Source organism: Streptomyces sp. NBC_01454, from assembly GCF_036227565.1.
Taxonomy (GTDB): Bacteria; Actinomycetota; Actinomycetes; order Streptomycetales; family Streptomycetaceae; genus Streptomyces.
In genome coordinates this window covers 304,831-331,487 of sequence record NZ_CP109462.1, presented here as the reverse complement: position 1 = coordinate 331,487, position 26,657 = coordinate 304,831, and the positions used below count along the sequence as shown (strand labels likewise).

At 68.9% G+C, this 26,657-nt stretch carries 30 protein-coding genes; 26 read left to right on the top strand and 4 right to left on the bottom strand.

The window, feature by feature from the left end; genetic code table 11:
• The first annotated feature begins 73 nt into the window (after positions 1 to 73).
• From OIU81_RS41500 to OIU81_RS41490, 3 genes are read left to right on the top strand one after another with little or no spacing between them, the layout of a single operon-like run.
• Entirely contained in the window at positions 74 to 1,549 is a 1,476-nt protein-coding gene (locus OIU81_RS41500; RefSeq protein WP_329156209.1) for an amidoligase family protein, read from the top strand.
• Positions 1,550 to 1,563: 14 nt separating this feature from the next.
• Positions 1,564 to 2,106, top strand: a complete 543-nt coding sequence (locus OIU81_RS41495; protein WP_329156207.1) for a hypothetical protein — start codon at positions 1,564 to 1,566, stop codon at positions 2,104 to 2,106.
• A 1-nt stretch (position 2,107) separates the two neighbouring features.
• Positions 2,108 to 3,727, top strand: a complete 1,620-nt coding sequence (locus OIU81_RS41490; protein WP_329156206.1) for an amidoligase family protein — start codon at positions 2,108 to 2,110, stop codon at positions 3,725 to 3,727.
• Positions 3,728 to 3,799: 72 nt separating this feature from the next.
• Here the strand turns inward: OIU81_RS41490 and OIU81_RS41485 are convergent, their stop codons facing one another.
• The 4 genes from OIU81_RS41485 to OIU81_RS41470 all read right to left on the bottom strand — a co-directional run bounded on the left by OIU81_RS41485 (position 3,800) and on the right by OIU81_RS41470 (position 6,629).
• Positions 3,800 to 4,732 carry a class II glutamine amidotransferase gene (locus OIU81_RS41485; protein ID WP_329156205.1) on the bottom strand — a complete coding sequence of 311 codons (933 nt, stop codon included), beginning with the start codon at positions 4,730 to 4,732 and terminating at the stop codon, positions 3,800 to 3,802.
• Between the two features lie 151 nt (positions 4,733 to 4,883).
• Positions 4,884 to 5,327, bottom strand: a complete 444-nt coding sequence (locus tag OIU81_RS41480; RefSeq protein ID WP_329156204.1) for a gamma-glutamylcyclotransferase family protein — start codon at positions 5,325 to 5,327, stop codon at positions 4,884 to 4,886.
• A 252-nt stretch (positions 5,328 to 5,579) separates the two neighbouring features.
• Positions 5,580 to 5,876, bottom strand: coding sequence for a hypothetical protein (locus OIU81_RS41475; protein WP_329156203.1), 297 nt, complete (start codon positions 5,874 to 5,876; stop codon positions 5,580 to 5,582).
• A gap of 45 nt (positions 5,877 to 5,921) precedes the next feature.
• Complete coding sequence (locus OIU81_RS41470) at positions 5,922 to 6,629, bottom strand: HAD family hydrolase (RefSeq protein ID WP_329156202.1); 708 nt, start codon at positions 6,627 to 6,629, stop codon at positions 5,922 to 5,924.
• 552 nt (positions 6,630 to 7,181) lie between these two features.
• Between OIU81_RS41470 and OIU81_RS41465 the strand changes: the two genes are divergently transcribed.
• The 23 genes from OIU81_RS41465 (at position 7,182) to OIU81_RS41355 (ending at position 26,599) form a co-directional block, all read left to right on the top strand.
• Positions 7,182 to 7,523, top strand: a complete 342-nt coding sequence (locus tag OIU81_RS41465) for a hypothetical protein (RefSeq protein ID WP_329156201.1) — start codon at positions 7,182 to 7,184, stop codon at positions 7,521 to 7,523.
• A 77-nt stretch (positions 7,524 to 7,600) separates the two neighbouring features.
• Positions 7,601 to 8,014: a hypothetical protein gene (locus tag OIU81_RS41460; RefSeq protein ID WP_329156199.1), complete on the top strand. Its 414-nt coding sequence runs from the start codon at positions 7,601 to 7,603 to the stop codon at positions 8,012 to 8,014.
• Positions 8,011 to 8,805, top strand: coding sequence for a GP88 family protein (locus OIU81_RS41455; RefSeq protein WP_329156197.1), 795 nt, complete (start codon positions 8,011 to 8,013; stop codon positions 8,803 to 8,805). Before OIU81_RS41460 ends, OIU81_RS41455 begins: the two co-directional genes overlap by 4 nt.
• A gap of 314 nt (positions 8,806 to 9,119) precedes the next feature.
• Positions 9,120 to 10,529, top strand: coding sequence for a hypothetical protein (locus tag OIU81_RS41450; RefSeq protein WP_329156196.1), 1,410 nt, complete (start codon positions 9,120 to 9,122; stop codon positions 10,527 to 10,529).
• Positions 10,530 to 10,566: 37 nt separating this feature from the next.
• A complete protein-coding gene (locus OIU81_RS41445; RefSeq protein WP_329156193.1) occupies positions 10,567 to 11,328 on the top strand; it encodes a hypothetical protein in 762 nt (253 codons plus the stop codon).
• 178 nt (positions 11,329 to 11,506) lie between these two features.
• Positions 11,507 to 12,265: a hypothetical protein gene (locus tag OIU81_RS41440; protein ID WP_329156191.1), complete on the top strand. Its 759-nt coding sequence runs from the start codon at positions 11,507 to 11,509 to the stop codon at positions 12,263 to 12,265.
• Positions 12,266 to 12,346: 81 nt separating this feature from the next.
• On the top strand, positions 12,347 to 12,508 hold the full coding sequence (locus OIU81_RS41435) for a hypothetical protein (protein ID WP_329156189.1): 162 nt from the start codon (positions 12,347 to 12,349) through the stop codon (positions 12,506 to 12,508).
• A 131-nt stretch (positions 12,509 to 12,639) separates the two neighbouring features.
• On the top strand, positions 12,640 to 13,839 hold the full coding sequence (locus OIU81_RS41430; RefSeq protein ID WP_329332144.1) for an Eco57I restriction-modification methylase domain-containing protein: 1,200 nt from the start codon (positions 12,640 to 12,642) through the stop codon (positions 13,837 to 13,839).
• 212 nt (positions 13,840 to 14,051) lie between these two features.
• Positions 14,052 to 14,636: a hypothetical protein gene (locus tag OIU81_RS41425; RefSeq protein ID WP_329156186.1), complete on the top strand. Its 585-nt coding sequence runs from the start codon at positions 14,052 to 14,054 to the stop codon at positions 14,634 to 14,636.
• Positions 14,633 to 14,941 carry a hypothetical protein gene (locus OIU81_RS41420; protein ID WP_329156185.1) on the top strand — a complete coding sequence of 103 codons (309 nt, stop codon included), beginning with the start codon at positions 14,633 to 14,635 and terminating at the stop codon, positions 14,939 to 14,941. The genes OIU81_RS41425 and OIU81_RS41420 overlap by 4 nt, the downstream gene beginning before the upstream one ends.
• 1 nt (position 14,942) lies before the next feature.
• On the top strand, positions 14,943 to 15,284 hold the full coding sequence (locus OIU81_RS41415; RefSeq protein WP_329156183.1) for a hypothetical protein: 342 nt from the start codon (positions 14,943 to 14,945) through the stop codon (positions 15,282 to 15,284).
• 89 nt (positions 15,285 to 15,373) lie between these two features.
• Entirely contained in the window at positions 15,374 to 16,591 is a 1,218-nt protein-coding gene (locus OIU81_RS41410; protein WP_329156181.1) for a hypothetical protein, read from the top strand.
• A gap of 80 nt (positions 16,592 to 16,671) precedes the next feature.
• A complete protein-coding gene (locus OIU81_RS41405; RefSeq protein WP_329156180.1) occupies positions 16,672 to 17,022 on the top strand; it encodes a hypothetical protein in 351 nt (116 codons plus the stop codon).
• A 103-nt stretch (positions 17,023 to 17,125) separates the two neighbouring features.
• Positions 17,126 to 18,316 (top strand): hypothetical protein, encoded by a 1,191-nt coding sequence (locus OIU81_RS41400; protein ID WP_329156178.1) that lies wholly within the window; start codon positions 17,126 to 17,128, stop codon positions 18,314 to 18,316.
• Positions 18,317 to 18,456: 140 nt separating this feature from the next.
• The gene (locus OIU81_RS41395; protein ID WP_329156176.1) at positions 18,457 to 19,260 is read left to right on the top strand and encodes a YgjP-like metallopeptidase domain-containing protein; all 804 of its coding nucleotides are present in this window, start codon (positions 18,457 to 18,459) and stop codon (positions 19,258 to 19,260) included.
• A gap of 146 nt (positions 19,261 to 19,406) precedes the next feature.
• On the top strand, positions 19,407 to 20,075 hold the full coding sequence (locus OIU81_RS41390; protein ID WP_329156174.1) for a hypothetical protein: 669 nt from the start codon (positions 19,407 to 19,409) through the stop codon (positions 20,073 to 20,075).
• Positions 20,076 to 20,155: 80 nt separating this feature from the next.
• Positions 20,156 to 21,214: an N-6 DNA methylase gene (locus OIU81_RS41385; protein ID WP_329156172.1), complete on the top strand. Its 1,059-nt coding sequence runs from the start codon at positions 20,156 to 20,158 to the stop codon at positions 21,212 to 21,214.
• A gap of 11 nt (positions 21,215 to 21,225) precedes the next feature.
• Positions 21,226 to 22,113, top strand: a complete 888-nt coding sequence (locus OIU81_RS41380) for an N-6 DNA methylase (protein WP_329156170.1) — start codon at positions 21,226 to 21,228, stop codon at positions 22,111 to 22,113.
• 105 nt (positions 22,114 to 22,218) lie between these two features.
• Entirely contained in the window at positions 22,219 to 22,644 is a 426-nt protein-coding gene (locus tag OIU81_RS41375; protein ID WP_329156168.1) for a hypothetical protein, read from the top strand.
• A gap of 83 nt (positions 22,645 to 22,727) precedes the next feature.
• Complete coding sequence (locus OIU81_RS41370) at positions 22,728 to 23,429, top strand: hypothetical protein (protein ID WP_329156166.1); 702 nt, start codon at positions 22,728 to 22,730, stop codon at positions 23,427 to 23,429.
• 339 nt (positions 23,430 to 23,768) lie between these two features.
• On the top strand, positions 23,769 to 24,371 hold the full coding sequence (locus OIU81_RS41365; protein WP_329156165.1) for a hypothetical protein: 603 nt from the start codon (positions 23,769 to 23,771) through the stop codon (positions 24,369 to 24,371).
• Positions 24,368 to 25,348, top strand: coding sequence for a DUF4007 family protein (locus OIU81_RS41360; protein WP_329156164.1), 981 nt, complete (start codon positions 24,368 to 24,370; stop codon positions 25,346 to 25,348). Before OIU81_RS41365 ends, OIU81_RS41360 begins: the two co-directional genes overlap by 4 nt.
• 78 nt (positions 25,349 to 25,426) lie before the next feature.
• A complete protein-coding gene (locus OIU81_RS41355) occupies positions 25,427 to 26,599 on the top strand; it encodes an RNA ligase (protein ID WP_329156163.1) in 1,173 nt (390 codons plus the stop codon).
• Positions 26,600 to 26,657: the final 58 nt, after the last annotated feature.

Genomic DNA, 26,657 nt, shown 5'->3' with positions numbered 1-26,657 from the left:
CCGCCACACCCACCCCCGTCGACCTCGCTGAGGGCGACGGACAGAAACCGAGTACAGAAAGGGGGCCACACCGATGGGGTCCGGCAGCAGGATCGACCACCAGCACCATCTCGTCGCCACGACGGCGGGCACCACCATCACCGCGCCCGACGAAGCCATCGACGTGTTGGGAGGTCTGGAACAGCAACAGCTCATCGGCGAAGTACTGCGGCTCGGCACGAGGGTGTCCGAGAATGCCGCGACCGACGAGGAGACCGCCGAGTTCTATCAACTCCGCCAGAGGCTCCAGGATGAGTTCGGGCGCCCCGGATCCGAGGACCATCCTGACGGCCCGATCGCACAACTGTGGGGGACTGACCCTGCCGTGTCGGTGCCCGGCCAGCGCGGCCTTCCTACGGATTGGAGCAGCGCCGACGACCGTGCCGTCCAACGTGCCGCCGCCCAGCAGGTCCTGGACGAGGTCGCGGCCGAGCACCAGGCGGCCACCGCCCTCCAGGAGCAGGCCCGCGAGCAATGGCCGGAGAACGAGGCCGTCAGCTACACCGACGACTTCGACGCCTTCCAGCGCGATTACGAGGCCGCGCGCGAGCGAGCGGAGCGCGGGGAGCAGGTCGTTCCGTACATGACGGAGAACGCGACCGGCGGGCTCGGGGCCCGTGAGGGTGGTCGCGGGTTCGGCGTGGAGATCGAGTTCGACATCCAGCCCGGCGTCGACCGGCGTCAGGCCATCCAGAACATCGGCCGCGAACTGCGTGATGCGGGCCTGTCCCGCACGGCACGGCAGCACGGATACCACTCCCAGCTGGAGGCGGGATACACCGACGAGCCGAACGCATGGCGGCTGGAGCAGGACTGCACGGTGGCCGGCGAGCTGGTCTCGCCGATCCTGTACGACGAGCCCCAGTCCTGGCAGAACCTCGCGACTGCCTGCGAGATCATCGAGCGAAACGGCGGCCGAGCCTCGTTCGGCACAGGCGGCCATGTCCACGTGGGCATGCACGACTACGACCACGACGTTGCCAACCACACCCGGCTCATGCAGACGTACGCCGCGCACGAGGACGTGCTGTACCGGCTCGCCCAGAACCCCGCTTCCGAGGGCAATCAACACCGCGGTACACGCTGGTGCCGTCCCAACCCGGTCCCGTCGCAGGGGTATACGGCGATCTCGCAGATCGAGTCGTACCACGGCATGGCCGTGAACCTGAGCGGCGCGCGGCGCGGCGGGGAGAGCGCGCACGGCGAGTTCCGGCTGTGGGACGGCTCGCTCAACCCTTCTGTGATCCAGACGCAGGTCAAGCTCTCCCTGGGCATGGCGGCCGCAGCCGTCCGGGACGACACCACCGTCCCGGGCACGCGCATGCAGCTGGGCAGCCATCGCGAGCAGCGGCGCCAGGCAGGAGTCGGACAGCGCCGGCGGCTGTCCGGTGACGATTGGCGCACGACCACCGCGAACTTCCGGCAGATGGTCGATTCGCTCTTCCAGCGCCCTGAGGATAAGGCGCAGGCGACCGCTCTGTTCCAACAAACCCGCTGGCAGCGGCACTAACCCCTGGAGATGCCATGACCTTCATCCGCACCCGCAACGCCTCTTCCGCCGCCACTCCGCTGGACCCTCCGAAGAAGGACAACGGCAGCAACTACGTCTTCGAGATGATCTACGACGGCGGGAGCTGGCGCGGCTACTCCGACACCCCGACCGAGCTCATGGAAGGCCTGATTCCGGAATACCCCGAACTCATCAGCCCGAAGGAGAAGGCTGCCGCACGCATCCGGCTGGCCCTGCGTCTCCAGGTGCAGCTGCAGGCCGTGCTCGCGGCGTCGGAAGAGTTCGCGCAGTGCAGCCCCGAGCAGCAGCAGGCGATTCTCGCCCCGCGGGACACGCCCCCGGTGGTCAGCCGCTGGGATGCGCCCGTCCCGCTGGTCCTGGTGACCACGTTCTACAAGCCGGCCGGTCGGCTGCCTCGTCCCGAGGGGCCGGATGAGGCGCTGATCTGGATCGAGCCCGATGACGAGTGGAGCCTGCTGGTTTCGCTCCACCAGGCCGGCGTGATCCAACTGGCGGCCGAGCAGGGTGCGCTGCCGCCGAACGTGCGGGGGGAATGACGTGGGCTCGGGAAGCCGAATAGATCATCAGCACCACAGTGTCGCGCCGACGCGGGGCACGGACACGCTCGTCGCCGAGGCTGCGCCGCTGACCATTGAGGAACGGCCGGAGCGCGCTGAGGTGCGCTTCGTCGACACCAGTCCGGTCGACGCACCGATTCTGCAGACCTACGTGGTCAGCGGCGATGACCACCTGCTGTTCCTGCCGCGCAACCCGGACACCATCCAAGGACAGGTGACCGACGAGCAGGACGCCCTGGTCAACCTCGGTGCCAGCGTTTCCGACGAGGACGGGCGCCACTTCATCGAGGGCGACGTTCGGGTCACCCGCGGCCCGGACGGCCAGATCCAGGTGAGCCCGGAGAGCCTGCGGTGCACCGGCGGCGACATGCACGCCGGCGACGAGGACGGCACCTGCTCCCACCAGGCCGCGGTGGCCAACCTGGTGCAGGAGCAATTCGGCGCGAGCGGCCGCTCGGCGATCGACCGGGCCGCCGCTCAGGAGGTCCTGGACGAGGTGGCGGCCGAACATGCCGCCTCGATCGCCGCCCAGGACCAGGCCCGTGCCGAGCGGGCGGCCCAACCCGCGGTGCGCTCCTACTCCGAAGACATGGACGCCTTCCAGGAGGCGTACGACCAGGCCCGCGAGCGCAGGTCGGCCGGCGAGGCGCTGGTGCCGTACCTGACGGAGAACGCCACCGGCGGCCTCGGCGCGCGCGAAGGCGGGCGTGCCTTCGGTGTCGAAATCGAGTTCGACTATCCCTCGTCGATGTCTCACTCCGCGCGACAGGAAGCCAACCAGCGGATCGCCCGCGAACTGCACGCAGCCGGCATCGCACCAGACCCGCACATGCATGGATGGCACGCATCACAGCACGCGGGATACACCGACGCCCCGAACGCGTGGCGGCTGGAGAGAGACGGCACCGTCGCCGGTGAGATCGTCTCGCCGATTCTCTACGACGAGCCGCAGACGTGGAACAACCTGGCCCAGGTGTGCGAGATCGTCCAGCGCAACGGAGGCATCGCCAGTGCCCGCACCGGCGGCCATGTCCACGTGGCCGTCCCCGACTACGACCACACCGTTGCCAACCACAACCAGCTGATCAACACCGTGGCCGGGTACGAGGATGTCATCTACCGGATCGCCCAGAACCCGGCCAGCGACAATCACCGTGGCCTGGAGTGGTGCACTCCCAACAACCAGCCGTCGAGCCCCTACACCTCGGTCTCGGCCGTCCAGCGGTACAACAACAGTCACCACATCGGACTGAACTTCCAGTCCGTCAACGGGCGGGAGAGCGACCACGCCGAGTTCCGGATGTGGGACGGATCGCTGGATCCGGGGACCATCCAGGCGCAGGTCAACGTGTCGCTCGGCCTGACGAACGCCGCCCTGCGGGAGGCCGGGACCACGGCGCCGCCGCCGCGGCAACGCGTCGGGCACCACCGCCAGGCCGCGGCTGCGGCCGGCCACCGCGGGCGGCTGACCGGCGAGGCGTGGTCCAACACCACGCGGTCGTTCCGCAGCATGGTGGACCGGATCTTCAGCCGGGAGGAGAACCGAGCGCAGGTCGCCGCGCTGTTCGCCGGCACCCGCTGGCACAACGGCCAGTACTGAGTGCCCAACGGGAAAAGGGGCTGGGGCACCGCAACATGCGGTGCCCCAGCCCCTTTTCCCGGGTCGGTGGACTTACTTGGGCGAGAGCCAGAGCGTCGGCGGCACGGACCGTGACCGCTGGGGCTCCCGGAGCGTCCGGTGGCCACACACCTCCTCGTCGGCCAGCTGGTCATCCAGGCTGAAGCCCCGGTAGGCGACGATGTGCGCCAGACGGTCGTCCTTGGCACGGGCCGTCGCGGTGAACTTCCGCTGGTCGATCGGGACCGGAGCCCCCGAGGAGTAGTCCACCATCATCAGCGTTCCCTCCGGAACCATCAGGACTTCCGTGATGGAGACGTCCGCCGCACGGGCGGCCTTGTCGAACCACCCGGGGTTGGACGCCCAGTAGAGGTTCCCGTCCGTGTCGACAGCGACGGAGAGCGGGCTCACCGCCGTGCGCGCCAGCATGACCAACTGCGGCCAACGCCGGTCGGTCCACACCAGCGCAGCCCGGCCCACGGTGGACTCCAGGACGTCGAGGGTGGGCAGGATGACCCCGCCCGCCTGATCGAGAGCCTGGTACAGGACCTCGGTGTCGGTGCCCCCGGTCGGACGCGGGAGACCGAAGTCCGACCGGAGCGGCCAGGTGTCCACGTCTCCGTTGTGCGTGCCGATGAGCTGACCCACCTGCAACGGGCTGGAGTTGACCAGCGTCGTCCCGCCCTGGGTCGCCCAGCGGGTGTGCCCGAGAGCGACCGGAGCCGCGTCGAGCGCGCTGTTGTAGGCGGGCTTCCACACGTCGCGGAACCGGCCCGGTCCCTTGATGATCCGCCAGCCGCCCGCCGTCACGTCGCGACGGTTGGTGACCGGGCGCCGGTCCAGCTTCTTGGTCGCGGAGGTGGCGAATGCCAGCCCCGCCGAGTCCTTACCCCGCTCCTCGGCCAGCTGGCCCAGGGCAACGCACATGATGGTCGCGCGAGTGGGGTCACAGGTCTGGTTGCGGATAACTCCGAACAGACCGCACATGGTTGTTCCTTACTTCGCCTCGGGCGCCCAGAAGGGGCCGAGGTGTACTGCTCAAGCCGTCAGGCCGCGCCGCGCGCGGCCTGACGGGTGTTTCAAGATGGGTTGTGCCATCCGCCGCCCCGGACAGGGGTTCGTACGGTGGCGATGCGGACTACCAGGAGTACCGGGATTCCGCCTTGACGAAGTCCCCGCCGGGGATCTCGTCAGCGTCGGTGAACCAGCGGCGGGACGACTCGCCCGCGAGGTAGACGTACGCCTCGACCGTGCTGCCATCGGCGAGAGTGACGGTACGAACCTTGCGGTCGTACATGTTCTCGCGCCCCTCACCCCGGTAGCCTTCGAGCCGGTCGAGGCGACGGAGCACCGTGGTCCACAGCTCGGCGTCCACGTCCATGACCTCACCGACGACGATGCGGCCCTCTCGCTTGACGGCGAAGGGGACACCCGCGCCGAAGAGCGTGTAGTCGTTCAGAGTCGCCGGGCGCTCCTGAACCGTGGTCCCCTGGAGGATGCCCAGGTAGTTGCCCTGTCCGGCACGGAGCGTGCCATAGACGAAGACGGGCTTCTGCTCAGTGGTGAACAACTCGTTCGCCACCCTTCTGTACTGCTCGCCGGTGACCTTCTCCGGCGTTGATGACTCAACTCTACAGCATCATTTCCAATTACGCAACTAACGATGCCGATCGGCCGCCCACGCGCGTGTAGTGACGATGTGTCGGCAGTCACCACCGACGTCACCACGGTCGGGCCGCACCGAAGAATTCAGCAGCGCACGGAAGATTTCACGTTGCCGAGGCCAGTGGCCGCCTACCGACATCTTCGGAGCAGCCCGACAGCGTGGGACGGGTTATGACCACTTGTGTCCGATCTCGATGGCCACCAAGGGCTCAGCTGTCCACAGCGTCTCCAGGTCGGCTCTGCACGCCTCCCGTTCGGCTCGCAGTTCCTGAAGGCGCGATTCGTCGGGGTTGTTCTGGGCGAACAAGACCTTAAGAATCTGCGTGCCGTGCCACTGGCTCACGGCGTGGAGCCGCTCGATAGCCGCCTCGCTTTCCGGGGGGATATCCGCGGCGACGGCCCAGTCCCACGGGGCATCCCGGGGTGGCCGGGGAAGGCAGTCGGGGACCTCTGGTTCAAGTGGCATGACCATCCTCTCTGTGGGGGCGATCCTCGGGGTGGAAGCCTGTGATCAGCAGAGTTGCGCTGCAGCGAGGACAGGCAGCAGGCCGGTGGGGCGACCGTCGGGCGGCTGCGGGGAGACCAGCACGGTGCGGATACCCAGCGCCTCACCCCCGGAATCTGCGTGCGGGCTGTCGCCGACCATCAGGGTTCTGGCCGGGTCGACACCCAGGCGCTCGCAGGCTATGGCGAACAACGCCGGATCCGGCTTGCGGACACCCTCCTCGCACGAGCACACGACCGTGCCAAGGTACGGAAGCAGCCCGGCGGCAGCGAGCGGAACACGGATGTCCCATCCGATGTTGCTCACGACGCCGCAGGCCAACCCGGCTGCGGTCAGCCGCTTCAGGACATCGGCCGCATCCGGGTACCGCTGCCATCCATCGGCAGCCATGTGCCGGCGGTAGAGGACCTGCGCTGCCCGGGGCCACGGCAGCCCGGCGCGTTCCAGGAGGCCCCGATAGACAGCCTCATGGATCTCCGGACCCAGCGCGCGGTGCCGCCATGCCGCGAGCTGGTCCGGCGTCAGGTCGCGGCGTGGCGTCGCCGGGCAGGGGAAACCCGCTGCAGCGGCCGTCGCCGCCCACGCGGCCTGCTCGTCCGCCTGCACCCGTATCCCGGCCTCGGCCAAGCCCCTCGCTAACCACCGGCCCGCCGGCTCGGGGGCCATGAGAGTCCAGGCGAAGTCCCACAGGACCGCCACCACCGTCTTCGTCACTTCGTCAGCCTAAGCAGCCGGCAATGCCGCGTCTGCCGAAATGACGCACCGCCCATCACGGAAAGGGCACCGGTTCCGGCGAGCACGCCAGCACCACCGTCCATTGAGACCTTCCACGCGGTGGCTGCACCCCAGGCCGCCGAGGCCACCGAACAGACGATTTCAGTGCCGAGCTCCGGCCCCGAGTATTGCTTAAATGGATTTACTGCTGTAGAGTCGAGGTGTCGCGGCGGATCGTGTTCGACCGTCGCCCCGCGTACCACCGTGAAGGAGCCGCCCTGTGCGGCTCAGCCTCCGCCTCCCCCTCCCAGCGCGGCGGAGGCTCCGGGCCCGGGCGCGCCTCCCCCCGGCCGCCCGGGCCCGCCCCATCAACCAGCCGCATGACAAACGGAGTTGACCTTGCAGTTCATCATGAGCACGCGCAGCCTCGCTCGGCTCGACCAAGCAGCGATCCGCGCTGCCAGTCAGCGGTCGAGAAGTGGTCAAGCAGGCCATGCCGGCAGCGGGTCGTCTCTATACGCCACCTTCGCAACCGCCGACCATGCGAGAAGCATGCTGCGCCAGGTCCTCCGACTGAAACGGTGGGTGGCGATCACGAGCAGGGCGGACGATCTCCACCTCCTGGGTGAAGGCTCCATTGGCCAGGCCGTTCGGCTACGGATTTCGGAAGGACCGGACCCCCGCGAGTTCCTCGCGGCGTACGACAGTGACCGGCGCTTCACCCTGAGCATCATCGCTCCGTGCCCGCAGTGCGCGGCACCTGTGCCCACGGTCCGCATCGGCAGCATGGCCGACTACGGAGACTGGCTCAACAGCGCGCCGAACCTCGCCGAATCCCCGCACTACCGCACGTCACCCGCCCATCGCGGCGACTGTCCGCTCCCGCGCGAGTAGCCGGACCCACGGACAACAGCCCAACCCGCGGTGTACGGCGACCCGTGCACCGCGCACTGAACCAGATAGAAGTACCGATGCCCCGCTCGTCCTCCCCGTTCCCGCAGGCCGAACAGCACATCACCGTCGTCCCGGTACCGGCTCCCCGCCGGCTCACCGAGAAGGAGCAGATCTTCCACGACGGGCTCACCGAGCACCTGTTGTTCGCACTGCCGATCGCCATGCTCGAGGTGTGCCGCATGCCGGCCCACGCCTTGGATCCGCTCCGGGCGCAAGCGGCCACCGCCATCGGCAGCCGTGGCGACGCCCTCCAGTTCCAGAAGACGAAGCACACCGCCGAGACCGGCACCCAACTGGACATCGGTCTCGCGTACCTGGCGCTGATGACGCCGGGCGGCATCACCAAGTTCGGGGTGCACGCCTGTGCCGCGCCCCACGCCAACTGCCCGGCCGATGCCGGGGATTGTGACCAGACGGAAAGCACGACATGAGCACCAACACGACGACCGACGAATCCCGCACGAAGACGCCGAAGCCGCGCCGGTGGCTCCTGACCCAGAACCGGCAGCTGCGAGCCGAAGGGATCTTCAACTGGCCGTTGCCGGCGTGGGGAGGTCGCTTCCAGGACGGCACGACATACAACGCCTGCCCGGAGGCCGGGGCGTGCGCGAAGCTGTGCTACGCCCGGGTCGGCACCTACCGGTGGCCGGTCGTGCTCGCGGCGCACGAGCGCAACATGTGGATGGTGAAGCACGCTCTCGCCGACTGGGAAGCCCAGATGGCGGAGGAGCTCCGCCACAAGCGGTACCGGGGAAAATGGATCAGACTGCACGATTCCGGCGATTTTTTCTCCGACGAATATCTTGAGGCGTGGCTGCGAATCATGCGGAATGCGCCTGAGGACACCTGGTTCTACTGCTACACAAAGTCCGTGTCCCGATTTCGACGGCTGGTCGAGCCGAATCCGCCAAAGAATTTCCTGTGGTGTTACAGCCTGGGCGGAAAGGAGGACAAGCTGCTCGATCTGGAAACCGATCGCCACGCCGACGTATTTCCCACTGTCGCCGAGCTGGAGGAAGCAGGTTATACCGATCAGACAGAATCAGACCTTCTGTCCGTGCTGAGCGACTCGCACATGGTCGGAATCCCAGCCAACCGGATCCCGATGCTGCTCAAACGGCAGGGCAGCGAGACCTTCTCCAGCTTGCAGCGAGCGCTGGACAAAAAGCTCGCGGAGAAGCGGCAGCGCGCCGCCGAAGCCGCCCTTGACCTCGCTTCCTGACCTTCCACTTCAAACGACCGCGCGCGCCGGCACAGGACCGCGCCGCGTCGGCACGACACCTGGGGCGGGCCCGGGAGCACAGGCTCCCGGGCCCGCTCGCACGCCGTCCCACAGGACGGGTCAACCCCGACACACCCGTGAATTGCTTAATTGCATGTATCGCTGTACGTTGTGAGCCTGGTCTCTCCCTGCGTCATTCCGGCCTACCGGCGGAACCTGGGAAGGGGCCGCTGGCCACGTACAACAGCATCACTCGCCGGCACCTCACTCCGCCGGCAGGAGACGATCAGGCCACGCAGGCCCTGGAGCAGACGATGATTCCCGCAAACTCAAAGATCAAGCAGACCACTCTCGAGAAGATCGCTAAGCGATACAAGGTGGGCGGTTCGACTGCGGCCTCCTGGTCGCTCGAGCCGACTTTTCCCGGCTTCCTCGACAAGGGCTGGGGCAAGACCCAGCTGTACGACGAGACAGCCGTCGACGAGTGGGTCCTGGAGCACAAGCCGGAGGCCTGGGTCGCGGCTCACCCCAAGCAGAAGGAGAAGGCCACCGCGCTGCCTGCCGGCGATGCGAAGGACCTCCTGCCGCTCAAGCTGATCGGACAGCTTGAGGGCCGCTTCCTCTCCCGCGAGGCCACGCCGATCGCGACCCTGCGCACCTACATCTCCAAGGGCGACCTCGCCCGGCCCGATCGGCGCCCCGACGATGGGGGCAAGCCGGCGGTGAAGGAGGACATGTGGTTCCGGGAGACGGCCTACGCCTACATCACCCGTCGGCGCAACGTCCGGCGGAAGAGCGGTGGCGACGAACAGCGGGAGCCGAGCGACTTCCTGAAGGGGTATTTCGCGAAGAACCCGGGCCTGCTCAGCCTTGAAAAGATCGCCGAGCTCGACGGCCAGGAGCACGGGCGTAAGCCGACCGCGCTCACCACTCTCAAGATCTACGTATCGCAGGGCAAGCTGGCGCGCCCCGACCGTGTTCCAGGCGACGGCAAGGAGCCCGCGGTCGACGAACGGATGTGGGAGCCCGAGACCGCCCTGCCGTACCTCTGCCGACCGGCGAGCCGGCGTAGCCCGGCGCCGGCCGCCGAGGACGAGGCTGCCGAGGTGCAGCCGAGCGAGTCCCTGAAGCGGTACTTCGAGGAGAACCCGGGCCTGCTGACCCTCGAAAAGATCGCCGAGCTCGACGGCCGGGAACAGGGCCGGCCGAAGGCGACGGCGCTGTCGACCCTGCGTGTCTACATCTCGCAGGGCAAGCTGGCACGGCCCGACCGTGTTCCGGGCGACGGCAAGGAGCCCGCGGTCGACGAGCAGATGTGGACCCCGGAGGCTGCCCTGCCCTTCCTCGCCACACCGCGGCAGGCGTCGCGAGGGAAGGCGGCTCCCGCTACGCCAGCCGCACACGAGCTCCGCAAGCCGAGCGAGTTCCTGGAGCGGTACCTCAAGAAGAACCCGGGCCCCCTCACCCTCAAGGTGATCGCCGAACTCGACGCGCGCGAGCAGGGCCGCGAGAAGCCCACCGCTGAGTCCACTCTCCGGGCGTACATCTCACGCGGCGTACTGGCGCGGCCCGATCGGCTCCCGAACGACGGCAAGACGCCTGCGGTCGACGAGCCGATGTGGACGTCCGAGACCGCCCTGCCGTACCTGCTCCGGCCGCTCGGCCGCCGCAGCTCTGCAGCGAAGGCCGCGGCCGGCAGCGGCCCGCAGGACGACGACCAGTAAGTTCGACGACCACCAGCCCTCTCCTCAAGGACCGTCCATGACAAGTCGCCGCATCGACGACGCGGGAATCAGTGCCCGGTACGGCGCATCACCGAAGGACGTTGCTGCCTGGATCAAGCTGGTCAACTTTCCGGCCGCAGACGACGATGGGCTGCGGGACGTCGACCGTGTCGACTCCTGGGTGCAGGCGATGCGGCCGCAGTACTGGCCGCCCACGTCGGAGACGGTCTCAGCCGCCAGGGTTCCCAGCGCACAGGCGGCCAAGCCTGCGGCTGCTGCCCGTCCTGCGCCGGCCACCGAGAGCCGCTCCGAGATGGCCAAGCGATTCAACATGAGCTATCAGGCCGTGGATGTGTGGACCAAGGCCAAGGAGCGGCGCGACGCCAAGGGCAAAGTCGTGGCGACCGCCTTCCCTCCTCCCGTGTCGGAGGGGCGTTGGGACCAGGCGGCGGTGGACACGTGGGTGCGTGCGAACAGGACCCGGGTGTGGACGGCCTACGCCGGCAGTGAACCCCAGTTCGTGAAGCCCCTCCCCGAAGGGCATCCCAAGGACCTGCTGGGCATCAGCGAATACGGCGTCATCCGCGGCAACGCGCTCAGCGGAAAACCTGCGCAGCGGCGCACGATGCAGGCGTATCTGCTGCGCGAACAGATTGCGGCCCCAGACCGCGTTCCAAAGGACCGGAAGCGCCCTGAGGTATTCGAGCCTATGTGGTATCGGGAGACGATCTATTCGGAGATCCGCCGGCGCCTCTCACGAGGGGCATCGGAGGCGGAGGGAAAGCCTCCGCAGGGATAACAAACGCGCTCGTCTGAAAGATTTGCCGCAATTCCGTGTCCTGCTGAAGGCGACTACGGGAGTTCCCAGCGATTCTGTTAGACATTGCTTAATTGGAAATATTGCTGTACTATCGGACTTGTGGGGGGGTGGAAGGCAGCCCGCTCCCCATTGGCCCCAACCTCCGAGGAGATCCGTGATGCAGACGGAACCTCGCCTGCCCGAACCCGAAGCACTGGAGTTCCTGGAACTCCTCAAAGGCGCCCCGTTTTCCGCGCCGTACGCGGGAGAGATCATCGACTGGCTCATCAGGGACAGCTCGGCGCAACCCACTCTGGAGGAAGCCGACTTGGCACCGGCCGCACGGGCGGTCTCCACGCTGTGGCGCTACGCCGCCAGCGGCGACCCGGGGGCCGGCGAGATCTCCCAGCGCATGAGCGACGTCACGCATGCGCTCACCCTCATCCGGGATGATCACTACGCGGCGGACCACAGCCCTCGCTCTGCCCACCGCGGTGCACCTCCCGTCCGTGGACGGGACGTACGCAAGCTCTGCGTGGCTGTCGGACACAGCCGGAGCCTGGCAGGCCCCGGACGCGCCGTCGTGATCGTCCATCACCCTCACGACCACACCGTCTACCGGCCGCTCGGTGCGCTGGTGCGCTCCGGGCCCCCCGGCCAGAGCCACGAGAAGCTCGGACGAGAGGTGCTGGCGATCCTGGCTCCCCACGTACGACTCGCCGACCGGCGGTCGTGCGAGGGGAGCGGAGTCCTGGTCGAGTCACTGCGCGAGGCCGTCACCGTCGCGTGGTGGTCCCCGGACCCGGCTTCGGAAACCGGCCTCGGACACGCCGGGCCATGGTCGGCCGGCGGACTGCGGTCCCTGTGTTCCACGCTCCTTCGCAGCGAAGGCATGACCATCTCCCAGTCCGGCGGTGCGCTCCTCGTCTCACGGTGACGCCGGGGCCCGCGTCATCTTCGGGCCACCGGGCCGAACCTCGACCACCCTCATTCACATCCCTGTAAACGAGATACCTCCGTGCGCCTTTCACATCGTTTTCTGCTCGGCCTTGCCCTGGGCGCGGTCGTCGCGTTCATCACCAGGGCCCTCACCGACGACCCCCAGCTCGCAATCGAGCTTGGCGTGACCGTCCTCGTCCTGGTGTGGCTGGGCGAATTCATCCTTGACGTATTCCTCTGACAACACGTCACATCGACTGCTGGACAACGATCTCCATGAACGTGCCCCTGCCCTCCGCCCGCGCCCACGAGCGCCTTGTCCAGAACCTGGCCACCGGTATCGACACCCCGGCGGCGGTGTCATGGGCCCACGTGACCGCCGTGGCCCACCACTGCGTCCGCCACGCGCTGGTGCCCGCAACCGAGCCGCCTGGCTCGCCGGACGCCGTACGCCGGGTGATCACGGAGCTGGCGTCCGCCCACCCCGGCCTGGCCGGCTTCCTCGATCCGCAGGTGGTCCCGTTCTGGACGGCGCCCCTCACGCCGGCCGCGTGGACGGTCCTCCGGGACTTCTGGGCCGGCGGAGAGGTAATGGACGACGGGCCGCACCGCGTCGATGGCTACCGTCTCGGTGACGCCTACCAGGCGCTGTCGGCCGACGCGCGCAGGTCGAGAGCCCTGTGCCAGACACCGCCGTGGATCGCGGAACTCCTTCTGGAGCTCTCACTGGAGCCGGCCACCGACGAGATCGGACCGCAAGCCGTCCGCATGATCGATCCTGCCTGCGGCACCGGTCACATCCTTCTGGAAGCCTTCCACTCCGCCCGCGTCTACCGCCGCCGTGGCCGCGCATACGGGGCGCACCTCAGCAGTGAAGCGTCGATCGAGCGTGCCCTTCAAACCGTTCATGGCGTCGACCTGGACGCCTACGCGGTACTGCTCGCCCGGTACCGACTGCTGGCCACGAGCGCCTCTATTCTGAAAGTCCGCATCGATCAGCTGCCGCGCGCGTGGCCGGTCCAGGTCGCCTGCGCGAACTCTCTGCTGGATCGTGAGGAACCACTTCTCGAGCGCTGCCGCTACCACGCGGTCGTCAGCAATCCGCCCTACATCGTGGTTGCCGATGCGCGGCAGCGTGATCTGATCCGCAAGGCGTACCCGCGGGTCGCGGCCGGCAAGTTCCCCCTGGCGCTGCCGTTTTGCGAGTTGATGTTCTCGCTCGCGGCCCCCGGCGGCCATGTCGCCCAGCTCACCTCGAACTCGTTCATGAAGAGGGAGTTCGGCCGCAAGTTCATCGAGCAGTACCTCCCGGCTTTCGATATGAGGTGGGTGATCGATACCTCGGGTGCCTACATCCCGGGGCACGGCACTCCGACCGTGATCCTGGTCCACCGCATCAGGCCGCCCCAGGGAGACACCGTGATCACCGTTCGAGGGGTGCAGGGTGAACCATCGATTCCCGAGGACCCGGCCCGAGGCAAGGTCTGGTCTGCCATCGCCGACTCTGTCCGCCGCCGGCTCGCGGAGGACCGACTGAAAGACGCTCTCGCAAGCCATTCGGATATTGCATAATTGGTTTTATTCGCGTACTCTTTGCGGAAGGGTGCCGACAGCGACGGCGCGCAGCGGCTACAGCGAAGCCCGCACCGAAGACGTTCGCGCCCCGAGTGACGTACCGACACCGCCGACCTCCGTCCCGCCTCGAGGACACTCACCTCCAGCGGCACCGGGTCGTCGATCGGCTGGCCCCGGCACCCTCCGCCGCCTCCCCCGAGGAGTAACTCGTGAACAACGACTCCATTCCCGCCCCCATCCCCCTCACCGAGTCCGACTGGCTGGGCCAAACGGTGACGGACCTGGTAGGCCGCCAGGGCGTGGTACGCCGCGTCTACGAGGTCGGCGCCGTCCAGGTGGCGATCCTCACCGCTGCCGTCCCGGACCCGGACGCATGCCCGATCTGGGACGAGCCCCTCGATCTGCTCGCCCGCGACGGCGAGAAGGCAGCCTTCGCCGACTACTCCCAGCAGGCCGATGAAGTCGGCCGCCTTGAGATGGCCGTTTTGCGCGGAGACGCTTCGGCAGCCGAGACGAACCGCTACCGCGCGTTGCGCAATCGAGTGGCCCGCTACCCGCAGGCCCAGAGCAGTCTCCATTTCGCGCTGATCGCCCAGGTCCGGGAAGGGGACCGAGTGATCGACTACCTCAAGAACTGGCAGGGGACGGTCCTGGATCCCGACCCCCTCCCCGGGATGTCCTTCCGCCCCAAGATGACCGTCCGCCTCGACGAGGCACACCGCGACGAGAGGTGGCCCGACGGCATCGTCGACCTCTGGACGGTCACCCTCTACCCCGCCCTCGGGCTCCTGTGACCATCACCGAGAAGGGCACGGCCAACAGCGGGACACGTATCGCGCCACACCGGCACTTCGTCCCCGGACTCGCCGTGACGGCAACCGCCTCCGCCGGTCTCGGCATGACCGCCCAGGCCGCGACGGGCATAGTCCCACCGCAGGCTCCAGGCATCGCCTTCGCGATCGACTCCCTGGCCCGGATGAGCACGTATTCGGCATACGGCATCGCCGTCGCCGCCACGGCATCACTCATCACCTTCGCGGCCGCGGCGAAGGCCAGAGAAAGCCGCTCACGACATCGCACAGCAGGAACAAGGAAATGAAATGACCAACACACCCACTGCCCCGAACACCCAGGCCCGGACCACGGTTCAGGCTCCCGGCCACGCAGGCCGCGGCTCCATACGCAAGTTCCTGGACGCCGACATCCATCCGGCGACGCTGCGCCCGCTCGCGGCCGGGATGCGCTGCGCAGAGTGCGTTCACCTCTACCTCAAGGTGCTCGACAACGGGTCCGAGCACAGGAAGTGCGGCCTGGTGGCCGGCACAGGCCGCCGCAACGGAGGCCCCGACATTCGCGAGGAGACGCCTGCGTGCGTAGACATCGCGAAGGTGACCGCGCCCGTCACGCTGGAGAGCCGCGGAGCCGCGGGCGAAACGCAGTAAATTGCATAATTGGATATAATGCGGTATCCTTAGGGGGTCGCTGGCTGATCCAGCGCCCCCTTCGTGTTCCATCCTGACGAGGTTGTCCTGTGACTCCCCCATCCCCATGCCTCGACCGAGGCACGTTTTCGTCTCCCGGCCCGACCCCTGGGCCGACCTTCACCCTCCCCGGCGTCTCATCCCGGCTGCTCCCCCCGCCCAGCGACTACACCAAGGCGGAACTGATCCCGCTCCTGGCGCGCGCCCGCAGCGGCCCCGAGGCTCCCCGGACGCACTACACGCGTACCGACTTCCGGTCGGCCTCCTCCCTGGCGGACCGGATCACGACAGAGATCGAGTCGGCCCACAGCGAAGCGCTGCGCGCGGCCGGACTGATGGGCCTGGTGCCGATGGCGCTCGGCGAGGACATCGACCCCTCCCACATGCCGCGTCCGCGCGGCGGTCTCGGGGACGAGATGTTCATCGGGCGAGCCGAGATGGTGGCCGCCGTGCGGCAGTGGCGCAGGACGAAAGTCGCCTATGACCTTGATCCCGATCTGTCGGAGAGCCTGGTCGACATGGAGGTCGACACGGAGTTCCCCGGCGAGGTTCTGCGGCATCTTCCTCACCCCGACCCGCTGTTCATGCTCAGGAGACCGGCTGTGGTCGCCGACAGCGAGGGCGCGCCATCCGAAGTCCTGGGCTTCCTCGTGGTCGGCCGCCCGGCTCTGCGCGGCGTATGCAGCACCTCCGAGATCACGGACGACACCCCCATGTACCTGGTGAGCGCTCTGGTGCGCCCCGCTCACGGCCGACTCGGCTCAGTGCTGCTGTTCGCCAACGCGGCCGCCGGGACCACGACGGTCAGCAAGATGGTCGACGACAGCGTGAGTCTGACCGAACTGGCCGAGGGCGGGCCCCGGTCGGCGGACACAGCCACCCTCGGCTACGTGCGGCGCCTGGCGGTGCTCGTCATCTCGCACATGCTCTACATGTGCAGCGACCGGCCCGATGTGATGCCGACGCCGTCGGCCGCCCCGATGCGCGGCCGCCACAACGCCAAGGGCGGACGCCCCGCGACCGTCTACCAGGTGGGCTGGAGGCTGGGGCCAGCCATCGCGGCGTTCAACAGCAGAGTCGCGCGACTTCGTGAGCACGCGGTCGCACTGGGCGGCTCCGTCTTGCCTCACATCCGACGCGGTCATCCGCACACGTTCCTCCACGGGCCCGGCCGGATCTGGAAGAAGGTCCGCTGGGTGGCCCCCACGCTGGTCAACGCGGCCGCCTTCGGCGACGTGGCGCAGGGAGTGATCATCCCGGTGTTCTGAGTCGCCGCAGCCGCCCTACACCCCTCCGGCGGCGGAGAGCCCAACAGGCCTCCGCCGCCGCCGTCCAGAAAGCCAGCAGAATGACCGTCACCGCCCGCGGCGGCCGAGAACCCTCCGCGACCGACCTGATGAGCCGGCGCCGCGACATGATCAGCAGGCTCGCCGACGCCGGCGTGCCGGAAGAGCGTGCCGCCGCGGACGTCGACGCCCTGTGCGGGGCCGCGCTCGCACACGTCGCACAGGATCTGGCCCTGCAGATCGCCGAAGCGCGGCAGCGATGCGATGCGGCACAGGACTGGATCACCCGTGACAGCATCAGCCACCAGCTCCGGGGGCTCGTGTACGCGCTCGCCACCGTGCTGGGCAATCCCAAGGACACCAAGGCAGCTCACGGATACGCGCGTTCCGTGGTGGAGGGGCCTCGCCACTGAGAGACTTATTGTTTAATTGGATTTATAGATGTAGCTTATTGGAGCCGGTGCGGCTTACTCGCCCCCGCCTTCTCGCACACGCACAAGCTACTGACGAGGCATCATGCGCACCCTCGGCTCACTGCCGTCTCCCGTCGTTCACACCTGGACTCCCCCTGAGCCCAAGCGCCTTCCCGAGCTGCGCCAGGCCATGGAGGAGCACCAGCGCACGCGCTTCGGGCTGCTGAACATGGCCGAGTCGCTGCGGCGCGGCAGTTCCTCCCTGTACCCGTACCTCCCCGGAGCCCCGGACCCTCACTCCGCCGCCTCGCTGGTCCTGTGCGGGCAGGAGTCGCAGCGGCTCCGTGACGCCCGCCTCTACTTCGCCGACGAGGACATGACCGGGCTGGCCGTCGCCGCCGGGCGGACGGCGCCGACGGAAGAGATCACCACGGACCGTCTGCCCTCCCCCAGCGGCCTGATGGTCTTCGCCGATCCCATCGGCTCGTACGACCGCAAGGCCGGCGGACCGGATGCTCCCGAGCACCTTTGCGAGATGAGCGTGCCGACTCCGATCGTCGGCGTCTCCTGGTCTCTGTGGAGCCCGGATCAGGTCCTGGGGGGAGCCGCTCGGTGGTTCGCCAACTCGGTGCACGGCAGGAGGCTGATCGCACCCGGCCGCCAGGGCATCTGGCTGACGTTTTACACGGCCGGGCGGATCTACGACACGCTCGACCCCGACGCACTGCTGCCCCTGGACGAGCACAGCGCCGTACGGGCGGGCGACATAGCCGAGTTCTACCGTCGGCAGCCGGAGCTCATGTGGGACAACGAAACGGTGCTGCGCAAGGGCGATCGCTTCCCCGATTCCAGCACGCCGCTCGGCACGACGGGCGCCTGGGCACAGATCGTGTACACCGCTTGGCAGCTGATGGCCCAGGAGGGCAAGCACGCATGGACCGAGAAGGAGGTGGTCCACCGCGACCGGGCCGGGCGCAAGCGCGATCGCCGAGAAGGACTGAGTGAAGGCGACGTCAACGTCGTCCGGCTGCTGCCTCGCCACCGGCCCTCGCCGGATGCCGTTCAGAAGGACCAGCAGGCGAGCGAGCCGCGCCGGGCGCCGAGTACGGCCTTCCGCTGGGATGTCGCTCCCTACCGCAGCCCCAACCGGTGCCTGAACACGCGCGCCCACCCCGACGGCTGTGCCCATGCCGAACGCATCATCGCCGGTCACCACAACGGCCCCAAGGGCATGCCTGTACGGCCCGCCAAGGGTCCCGTTCACGTCTGGGGCAAGATCCCCAATCCCCGATAACCACCCCGGCCGTACGGCCCTGGCGGGAGTCTTCGACTCCCGCCAGGGCGCCGCCGCACGCGTTGCCGCCGGTGCGCAACTGCAGGACGCGCCGACGGGCGCCGGCGTCCACCACCAACCCTGACGAAAGAAGTTTCTCCATGACACCGACCGCCGCCCCGGGCGGCTCCGAGGCCGACACCCTCATCCATGACATCACCGCGGCTCTGGAGGCCGACGGCACCCTCGGCGTTGGCACCTTCGACGTCGTGATGTCGCACCGGCGGGCACGGCACGCGCTGACGACACAGCTGAACGGCCGGCGCATTGTCCGTGTCGTGCCGACGTCGACCCCGGGCGAGATCATCCGGTTCGTCCGGCAGAACGCCTCGCGCCTCGAACTCCACGCCCAGCGCATGGCCGAACGCGCCCCGCTGCACCCTGACAAGCACCTCGCGGACGGATGCAAGCTCACCTGGCTGGGCACTCCGGTCCGCCTCTACCTGGTCGACACCCCCGTCCCGGTTCACCTCCGACAGGAAGTGGGCGCAGGTCTGCTCGTGGCCTACCGCGGCGACATCACGCGGCAGGGCGCGCGGCCGATCATCGACTGGTACGCCCGGGCCGGCCGCGTCTGGCTGGAGACGGCGGCGCCGGCCCGCTGGTCCCGCCTGCGGACCCGACGTCCGCTGCCGCAGCTCGCAGTTCGGGACCTTGGCCGGCGTGGCGGGATCTACCAGGAGCACGCCCACGAGCTGACGCTGCACTGGGCCGTCTTCCAGCTCCCGCCGCTGCTTCTGGAGTACGTCCTGGTGCACGAGCTGGTGCACGGAACCCGTCCGCGCGGCCGGTCCCACGGCCCGGAATTCCGGGTCCGGCTACGGCGTGCGCTTCCTGATGCGCCGGCCCGCCACGAGCAGTTCAAGGCCGCGTTCCGGCTTCTCTGGGTCGGCGGCACCAGGTAGATTGCGTAATTGGAAATATGTCAGTACTGTTAGTGAACCGTGGCGAGAGCCTCCGTCCGACGTGTCGTCGGATCGCACCCTTCGTCTACGAACATCACGCCGCGGCGCCCAGGCCCGCGGATTCTCCTCGACAGAGACCCACCAGCATGAACCCCCAGCCCTCCGGCCCTGTGGCCGAGTGGTTTCCCTCCTCGGTCACCTACAACGAGCTCGGGCCCTACGACGCCGAGGTCCTCGGCCACCGGCGCGACGGAATGGTCCTGCCCCGCTTCACGGCTCAGGTGATGCGCCAGATCGCCGATGAGGCCCGAACCGTCACACCGGACACCCCAAGGATCCGGCTCGCCGACGGGATCGCCGAGATCCTCGACCGCGGCCGCCCGCCGAGAGTCGTCGAGCGCTGCACACCCGACGCAGCCGGCCGGTTCGCCCCCGGACACGGCACCTTGCCCTGGCACGAGTACACATCGGTCGACACTGCGGCCTTCACTCACGCCCTCGACGACGCGCAGGCCGCCGGATACCCGCCGGCAGCCCTCGACGCGTGGACCATCGCGTTCGTCGATCACGGCCACCGCATGGCTCTCCTCGCGGTCTACCGCACCCCCGACGAGAACGCCGCCGCCTACGACGCGCTCTACAACGCCCTGTACGCCGGCGGCCTGTCGTCCTACGAGACCACGCAGGCCCGCGCCGACGGCGCCGAGCTCGCGGCACGGCGGCACTTCAGCCGGGAGCGCGCACACGTCACGCCCGGCACCGTCGTATGGCCCACGGTCGCCCCCGCGACACGGATCACAGCAGGTCCCTGCTGACAACGCGGTCGCCGCAGCCACCTGCCGCGCCCTCTGGTCCCGACGCAATTCACCAGCACAGCACGAAAGTCAGCTCTCTCATGGCCCAGCCTGATTTCGCTGCCCGTCTCACGGAGGCCCTGTCCTCCGTCCGGCAGTCCGCCCCCACCCCCGCCCTCGCTCTCGTTCCTGAGGCGCCGGCCGCCGACAGCCCCGACTGCGCCGATCCCGGGTGCGCCCGGCACGCCGGAGTCAGCAACCCGCCCCGCTTTCACATCACGCGGCGCAGCGGCGCCGACCTCGGGGAATCGATCGCCGATGCCTGGTACGGGAGTTGCGGCAGCAGCCGCATGGACATCCCGGTGGGCGTCGTCGCGGCCCTGGCGCTGTGGCCCGTCAAGTCTCAGGGCGCGACGCATGCAGGCGCTCTCTCCAGTTACATCGCCGCCCAGCCCCCGCGTGTCCTGGTCAAGGGCTACGCCGAGGTGTACGCCGCGACCTGGATGCTGCGGCCCGACCTCATGGACGTCGCCGCACCGATCTTCCGCTGGACGGAGGAAGACCTCGGTGAACAGGAACTGCGCGGGATCGCGGCGGTCACCCGGGCCGCACTGCGCGCGGGCGTGCTCCAGTACACCGGAGACAGCGACCCGTACTTCCGCTGCGACATCGACCTGATGTCGTGGACCATCACCAACCTTCGGCACAACAGCTCACGCAAGGGCCTGGGCGAGTACCACACCCCGCCCGAGATCACCGATCTGATGGCGCGCATGCTCATGGACACCACCGAGGGTTCCCCCGTCGGGGAGTCGTTCAACGAGCCGACCGCCGGCACCGGCGGCATGTTCCGGTCGGCAGTCCAGGGCATGCGCGAGCGCGGACTGAATCCGCACGAGCGCACCTGGGTCATGCAGGAGCTCAACCCGCTCGCCGCCGCCGGGGCTGCCGTCAACACCGTCGTCTGGGACCTCGGCCCGAGAGCGGTCGTGGTCGTGGGCGACACCCTTGCCCAGGGCGACCTGAGCCGCGAGGCCTTCGCCCACCAGCGAGCGATGCAGGCCCACCGGGACACGATCCGCCAGGCCACGGCATTCGCCCTGGCCACCCGGGACGCGGTCCGGATGCTCGACGCCGTCACGGCCGACCGCGCCGCGTGAACAGGAGCACCATGAACAGTGAAGAACCCGACCGGACGCTTCTGCGGGATCCGACGTGGCTCCCCTCGGCACATGCCCGGCGGGCGTTTTTGCCCGAGGACCCTCAGGCGCATGCTCGGCGCCTGATCGGCACGGTCACGTCGCTGTGGCCGTCCGGCTCGTCGTTGGAGGTTCCCCTGGGTACGACGGCTGCTCTCGCATTGCTGCCGCTCGCCGACGCCGAAAGCCCGGAACTGGCCCACGACATCGCCATGCTGGAGCCTGCCGGCCTCGTGGCCGTGCTCCGACAGATGTGGGCGCACCTGTGGCTGACTCAGCCGTATCTCGTCGAGCGGGCACACCTGCTGTGGCGGTGGCTGGCTGACCCGTCGCAGCAGACTGCCGACACCGTCACCGAGCTGACGCGCCACCTGTTCAAGGGCGGCGTCCTTGAGTTCGGGGCAGACCCCGAGCGCTACCTGGCCACCGACCTGTTGGGGCGGCTGCTGCAGCAGCTGAGCAACCGCGGGGAGAAGAGCGGCCGCGGCGCGTTCCACACGCCCGACGTCGTCACCGATCACATGGTCGAGTACTTCGCCGATGACCTTCCGCCGGGCACGGTCATCGGCGAGGCGGCGGCCGGCTCGGGCGCCATGTGGCGGGCGCAGGCCCGCCTGCTGCACGACACGGGCCGGGACCCGGCCCAATACCGTTGGGTCGCCGCCGAGATCGATCCGCTCACGGTGGCCGTGCTCGGAGCCAACAGCCTCCTGTGGCGGCTCGGTTCAGACGTCGTGATCGCCTGCGCCGATGCACTCGCCGGCGACAGCGGTATGGCGCAGGCGCAGCTGGAGCGCGCGGGCGCCACAGCGCGCCGGGACGCGTTCGTAGCCGATCCATACACGTCAGATATTGCTTAATTGGTTTTACAGGCGTAGAGTTTGAAGCGTGCCGGGGCGAAGCCGCGACTCCGGCCAACGTCGCTGGCACTGCCGCGACCGTCTCGCTCCGAGGAAGGCCCGCCAATGACCACTCAGAACAGCACCGACATCCGCGCGATACTCGACCAGATCACCGAGCTCGACAGCAATGCTGCGTACGACATCCTCTTCGCGGCCCGCGAGCGGCTCACCGGGATACGCCTCTCACAGCTTGCCCGGCTCCTTATGCCGGTCATCGCCAGCGCGCTGGCCCAGGAGGCCGGGGCGACGGCCCGTCACCTCGTGGTCCGCGCCACGGCCTTCGAACCGACACGGTCCCAGCCGCTTCCGGTCCGCTACAGCGTGGACTCGCTGTATCTGCCCATCGCGCCCCTCACCGGCATGGAGCGGCAGGAGAAGCTGACGGTGCCGGACGGCCTTGCCCGGCAGGCGGAAGAGATCCTCCGGGCCCTCACCAGTCTGGCGAGCGGCCTCACGCCCGGCCACGACCTCTACCTCCAGCTTCCCTGACGCCCGCGTCGCCCGGCAGCCCCACGGACCGGCCGCCCTCGCGTGGTCGGTCCCTCCCCGTCACTCCACTGCGCAGGACCCACATGAGCACCCGTCACACCCTCGTCTGCCTTCCGCCCCTCAACGACCCCAGGGAGTGGGCGGAGGCCGTCGACGAGGCGATCGAGCCGTACAGCGACGACATTTACTCCTGGACCGCCTTCGAGCGGTACGACACCCACTTCGCCATCCGGGAGGGCACGAAGCTGCTGACCGGCGATGCCATCCAGAGCCGACGCGCGTACGGCACTCTGCGGTGCAGCGGCGGCCGCAGGGACCTTCTGGACTTCGACGCGATGCGCGAACTGCGCGCCGGTCAGGCGGCCGAACTCTTTGACGCGTGGGAGATGGCGACTGCGGACATGGCCCCGGCCGTCCCCCTCGGCGACTTCCGTGCGCTACATCCTCAGGCCCCCTACCTGCCGCAGGTAAAATTCCGCGCTCAGCCTCAGATCCAGGTCCTGGAAGATCTCGACGCCCCCCGCTCGCGGCCTAGGGATGCCGAGACGGTCGCCCTGGTCGCACTGGACCGCAACAGCTTCATCGCGCGTGCCCGGCGGGGCGCCGTCCCCGGGGACTCGCTGCTCACGCTCGACGGCACCCTCCACACCAATCCGGCGTTCCTGAACGCCGACGACGATGCCGAGACCGGCAGCACGCGCTACCTGGACCTGGCCAACACCTACCTGGATCGGCTTCCGCCCGGCCACCTCGTCCTCGGCCTCGACTGCCGCCGCGCGGGATAGCCCACCCCGCCCGCCCGGATTCGCCCGGGCGGGCGGCCTCCGGCCCCTCGCCCATATCCCGTATCTCGCCTCTGCAAGGACCCACGCATGTCCACCCGACCGACCCCTCCGTCCCCGGCCACTCTGGCCAGGAGCGGGCACTGCACCCGATTCGAGCGCAACGGAAGCCGCTGCCACCGGCCGGCCCGGCGTACCGAGTGGTGCGGCGCCTGTGCAGGCTTTCTCCGCCCGCACCGGCAGACGCGGACAGATGCACCGCCGCCGGGCCGTCCCGCCTACCAGCCCCTTCCCCTCACCGACGAGCCTCTGCCGCTGCCCCCGGCAAAGGCTTACGATCCGATGATCCAGGTCACCCTCTCGGCGATCGACCAGTTCCGCGCGAAGCACGGCGGCGACACGTCGACGGCGGAGACCGAAATCCGCTACCTGCTGGAGAACCTCATCTCCACCGGCCGGCATCAACGCTTCGAGAACGGCACCTGGCGGCTGCAGGCCGACGAGCGATTCGCCGTCCTGCTCTCCGACGACGCCGCTCGCGTCATCAGCTACACCACCCCCCACGGCGAGAGGACGTACGCCCAGGTCAAGGCTGGCGTCCCCAGCCGGAGTCGATGCAAGGAGAAGGGCTGGGTCCGAGAACTGCAGACCGAACTGCCCATCCGCTACACCAACCTGGTGCTGCGCCGCTTCGCCCGCGAGGTGCTCGGCACGGAGTTCACGCGATCGACCGGCCGGAAAGTGGTCGAGGCCGCCCACGCCCGCGGCATGCAGGTACAGCCCGACCGCCCGTCGAACGGCGCGGGACGGCGACGCATGACGGACGGAGAAGGGCTGAAGTGGCACTTCGTGTACTCACCCGGCGAGCGCCCCACGGTCGTTCACCTCTCGTGGAAATCCGGCCGGGGGCCCGAGGCTGCTGCACGGGCGGAGGCCGGACGATGAGCGAGGGCCCGCTGGACACCTGCCTGCCACGCTTCGCCCGGCACGGCTCCTACCCGCCGAAGTGGGGCTGGCTGCCCAAGGTCCACGCCGCGGTCGGCCAGGACCCGCAGGCCTTCTCGCGGCCCGCGGCGCCCGTGCTGTTCGCCGTCGGTTCCTCGATGGTGCCCGCGATGCGCTTCTGGGCGCTGGCCTTCGGTCTCATCGAGCCGGTGGACGGCGGCCGCGCCCCCACCCGCTATGCGGCCACCGAGCGCGGCCGGTGGCTGCTGGACGAGGACGACGGCGCCGACCCGTGGCTTGAGGAGCCGGGGACACTCTGGCTGCTGCACTGGTGGCTGCTGAGCGCGCGCCCCTGCCATGTCCCCACGTTCTGGCACCTGTTCGCGGTCTGGGGGATGAGCCTCTTCAGCCGCGCGGAGCTGCGGGCCTCCGTGCAGCGGGCGGCGGACCGTAGCGGCTGGCGGGTCCCCAGCGACAACGTCGTGGACCGGGACCTGACCGCGCTGCTCGCCATGTACGCGCCGCCCACGACCGAGGACGCGCCACGGGCAAGCATTGAGGAGATCCTGTCCAGTCCGTTCCGGCAGCTGAACATCCTCACCTTCGACGACGCACCGGGTGTCCCCGCCTTCCGCGCGGCGGCCGTGCGGGGCCGGCAGATCCGCCTGCAGCGCAACCGCCCCGACGGTGCCCCCGCGGCCATCCTGACCTACGCCTGTCTCGACTACGCCCGCTCCGCCGGCCACCAGAGTCCCGGCACCATGTCTCTCGCGGCGCTCGCCTCGGCCCCCGGAGGACCGGGACGGCTTCTGCTGGCCAACGAGCCCGTGCTGCGCAGGGCCGTCGAGCGAACCGCGCGCACCCTTGGGAGCGACCTGTCCGTTGTCGACTCGGCCGTCGACGGGCAGACCCTGCTGTCGTTCGGCGACGAGCCGCGCGTTCTCGCCGAACGCGTCCTCACCTCCCACTATCAATAATTGCGTAAATGGAAATATAGACGTAGGGTCGGTGGTAGATGGCGCCTCCCGCCGCCGCATCTTGTTGAAGGACTCCGCATGCCCACGCTCGACTCCCTGTTCAGCCCCCGGGAGCTGTCGGCCGCGATCGACGCCGGCCATGTCACCCGCACCCGACACCCCGGCCTGGGCCTGTCGCTGTACGCGTACACGCGTCTGTGCCAGTACGAGCACGCGTGGAGTGAGGTCACGAGGCGGTGCCGCGGGCTGGTCGTCAGCGACGAAGACGGCACGGTCGTGGCCTGGCCGCTGCGGAAGTTCTTCAACACCGTCGACCACGCGCGGGGCCTCCCCTACGCGCCGCCACTCCCAACAGGCCCTTTCCGCATCTACGACAAAGTCGACGGCTCGTTGGGCCTCGTCTTCTTCTGGCGGGGGCAGTGGCGTGTCGTCACGACCGGCGCCTTCGACTCCCCGCAGGCCAGATGGGCGCAGCGCCACCTCGCCGACCGCGACACCTCCGCCCTGGTTCCGGGGACCACCTACATCGCCGAGGTCGTGTACCCGGACAACCGGGTGGTCGTCGACTACCGGGGCCGTCAGGACCTGGTGCTGCTCGCGGCGCACGGCGCCGACGGCACCGAGCTGGACCTGGACGCCGTCGCCGACCACTGGGCCGGGGTCGGCAACGTGGTACGCCAGTGGCCCGCGATGCCGCTCGACCAGCTGCTCCAGCTCACCAGGACCGACACCCGCCCGGACGGAAGCGCCGCACGGGGAATCGACGGCGAGGGCTTCGTGGTCCTCTTCGCCAACGGGCTCCGGGTGAAGGTCAAGTACGCCGAGTATCAGCGTCTCCACCGCGCCCTGGGCGGCGTGACGGTGAGAGACCTGTGGCGCGCCAAGGGCCTGTCCCTGTTCGCTCAGCACGATGTGACGCAGCTCAGCAAGGCTCTCGACCTTCCCCGCGCCGAGATCTCGGCGCGGCTCGCGGACGGCGACCCGCTGACGGTGCTTCTCCGACGGGTGCCGGATGAGTACGACGAGTGGGTGCACGGGGTCCTCGACGGATTCACGCGCCGCGCCGAGAGCATGCAGCAGGAGATCGACGCGGCATTTCGCGCCCATGCCCATCTGTCCGGTGACCGCCGGGCCTTCGCCCGCGCGCTCAGCGCCACGGAGTCCGCAGTACGCTCCGGCGCCTTCCAGCGGCTCGACGGCAACGACACCAGCCTCCTGGTCTGGCACGCGCTCAAACCCCGCACCGACTGACCGAACCTCCCGCGCCGCGCCCGGCGCGGCACGCTGCGCCGCCATCAGCACCGAGAGA

What these genes read in the sequence shown, in the direction of transcription:
- OIU81_RS41400 (WP_329156178.1), top strand. Translation starts at nt 17,126, where the DNA reads ATGCGCACCCTCGGCTCACTGCCGTCTCCCGTCGTTCACACCTGGACT.
- OIU81_RS41355 (WP_329156163.1), top strand. Translation starts at nt 25,427, where the DNA reads ATGCCCACGCTCGACTCCCTGTTCAGCCCCCGGGAGCTGTCGGCCGCG.
- OIU81_RS41450 (WP_329156196.1), top strand. Translation starts at nt 9,120, where the DNA reads ATGATTCCCGCAAACTCAAAGATCAAGCAGACCACTCTCGAGAAGATC.
- OIU81_RS41445 (WP_329156193.1), top strand. Translation starts at nt 10,567, where the DNA reads ATGACAAGTCGCCGCATCGACGACGCGGGAATCAGTGCCCGGTACGGC.
- OIU81_RS41485 (WP_329156205.1), bottom strand. Translation starts at nt 4,732, where the DNA reads ATGTGCGGTCTGTTCGGAGTTATCCGCAACCAGACCTGTGACCCCACT.
- OIU81_RS41360 (WP_329156164.1), top strand. Translation starts at nt 24,368, where the DNA reads ATGAGCGAGGGCCCGCTGGACACCTGCCTGCCACGCTTCGCCCGGCAC.
- OIU81_RS41405 (WP_329156180.1), top strand. Translation starts at nt 16,672, where the DNA reads ATGACCGTCACCGCCCGCGGCGGCCGAGAACCCTCCGCGACCGACCTG.
- OIU81_RS41460 (WP_329156199.1), top strand. Translation starts at nt 7,601, where the DNA reads ATGCCCCGCTCGTCCTCCCCGTTCCCGCAGGCCGAACAGCACATCACC.
- OIU81_RS41455 (WP_329156197.1), top strand. Translation starts at nt 8,011, where the DNA reads ATGAGCACCAACACGACGACCGACGAATCCCGCACGAAGACGCCGAAG.
- OIU81_RS41475 (WP_329156203.1), bottom strand. Translation starts at nt 5,876, where the DNA reads ATGCCACTTGAACCAGAGGTCCCCGACTGCCTTCCCCGGCCACCCCGG.
- OIU81_RS41495 (WP_329156207.1), top strand. Translation starts at nt 1,564, where the DNA reads ATGACCTTCATCCGCACCCGCAACGCCTCTTCCGCCGCCACTCCGCTG.
- OIU81_RS41440 (WP_329156191.1), top strand. Translation starts at nt 11,507, where the DNA reads ATGCAGACGGAACCTCGCCTGCCCGAACCCGAAGCACTGGAGTTCCTG.
- OIU81_RS41395 (WP_329156176.1), top strand. Translation starts at nt 18,457, where the DNA reads ATGACACCGACCGCCGCCCCGGGCGGCTCCGAGGCCGACACCCTCATC.
- OIU81_RS41375 (WP_329156168.1), top strand. Translation starts at nt 22,219, where the DNA reads ATGACCACTCAGAACAGCACCGACATCCGCGCGATACTCGACCAGATC.
- OIU81_RS41385 (WP_329156172.1), top strand. Translation starts at nt 20,156, where the DNA reads ATGGCCCAGCCTGATTTCGCTGCCCGTCTCACGGAGGCCCTGTCCTCC.
- OIU81_RS41390 (WP_329156174.1), top strand. Translation starts at nt 19,407, where the DNA reads ATGAACCCCCAGCCCTCCGGCCCTGTGGCCGAGTGGTTTCCCTCCTCG.
- OIU81_RS41415 (WP_329156183.1), top strand. Translation starts at nt 14,943, where the DNA reads ATGACCAACACACCCACTGCCCCGAACACCCAGGCCCGGACCACGGTT.
- OIU81_RS41370 (WP_329156166.1), top strand. Translation starts at nt 22,728, where the DNA reads ATGAGCACCCGTCACACCCTCGTCTGCCTTCCGCCCCTCAACGACCCC.
- OIU81_RS41365 (WP_329156165.1), top strand. Translation starts at nt 23,769, where the DNA reads ATGATCCAGGTCACCCTCTCGGCGATCGACCAGTTCCGCGCGAAGCAC.
- OIU81_RS41380 (WP_329156170.1), top strand. Translation starts at nt 21,226, where the DNA reads ATGAACAGTGAAGAACCCGACCGGACGCTTCTGCGGGATCCGACGTGG.
- OIU81_RS41500 (WP_329156209.1), top strand. Translation starts at nt 74, where the DNA reads ATGGGGTCCGGCAGCAGGATCGACCACCAGCACCATCTCGTCGCCACG.
- OIU81_RS41465 (WP_329156201.1), top strand. Translation starts at nt 7,182, where the DNA reads ATGCTGCGCCAGGTCCTCCGACTGAAACGGTGGGTGGCGATCACGAGC.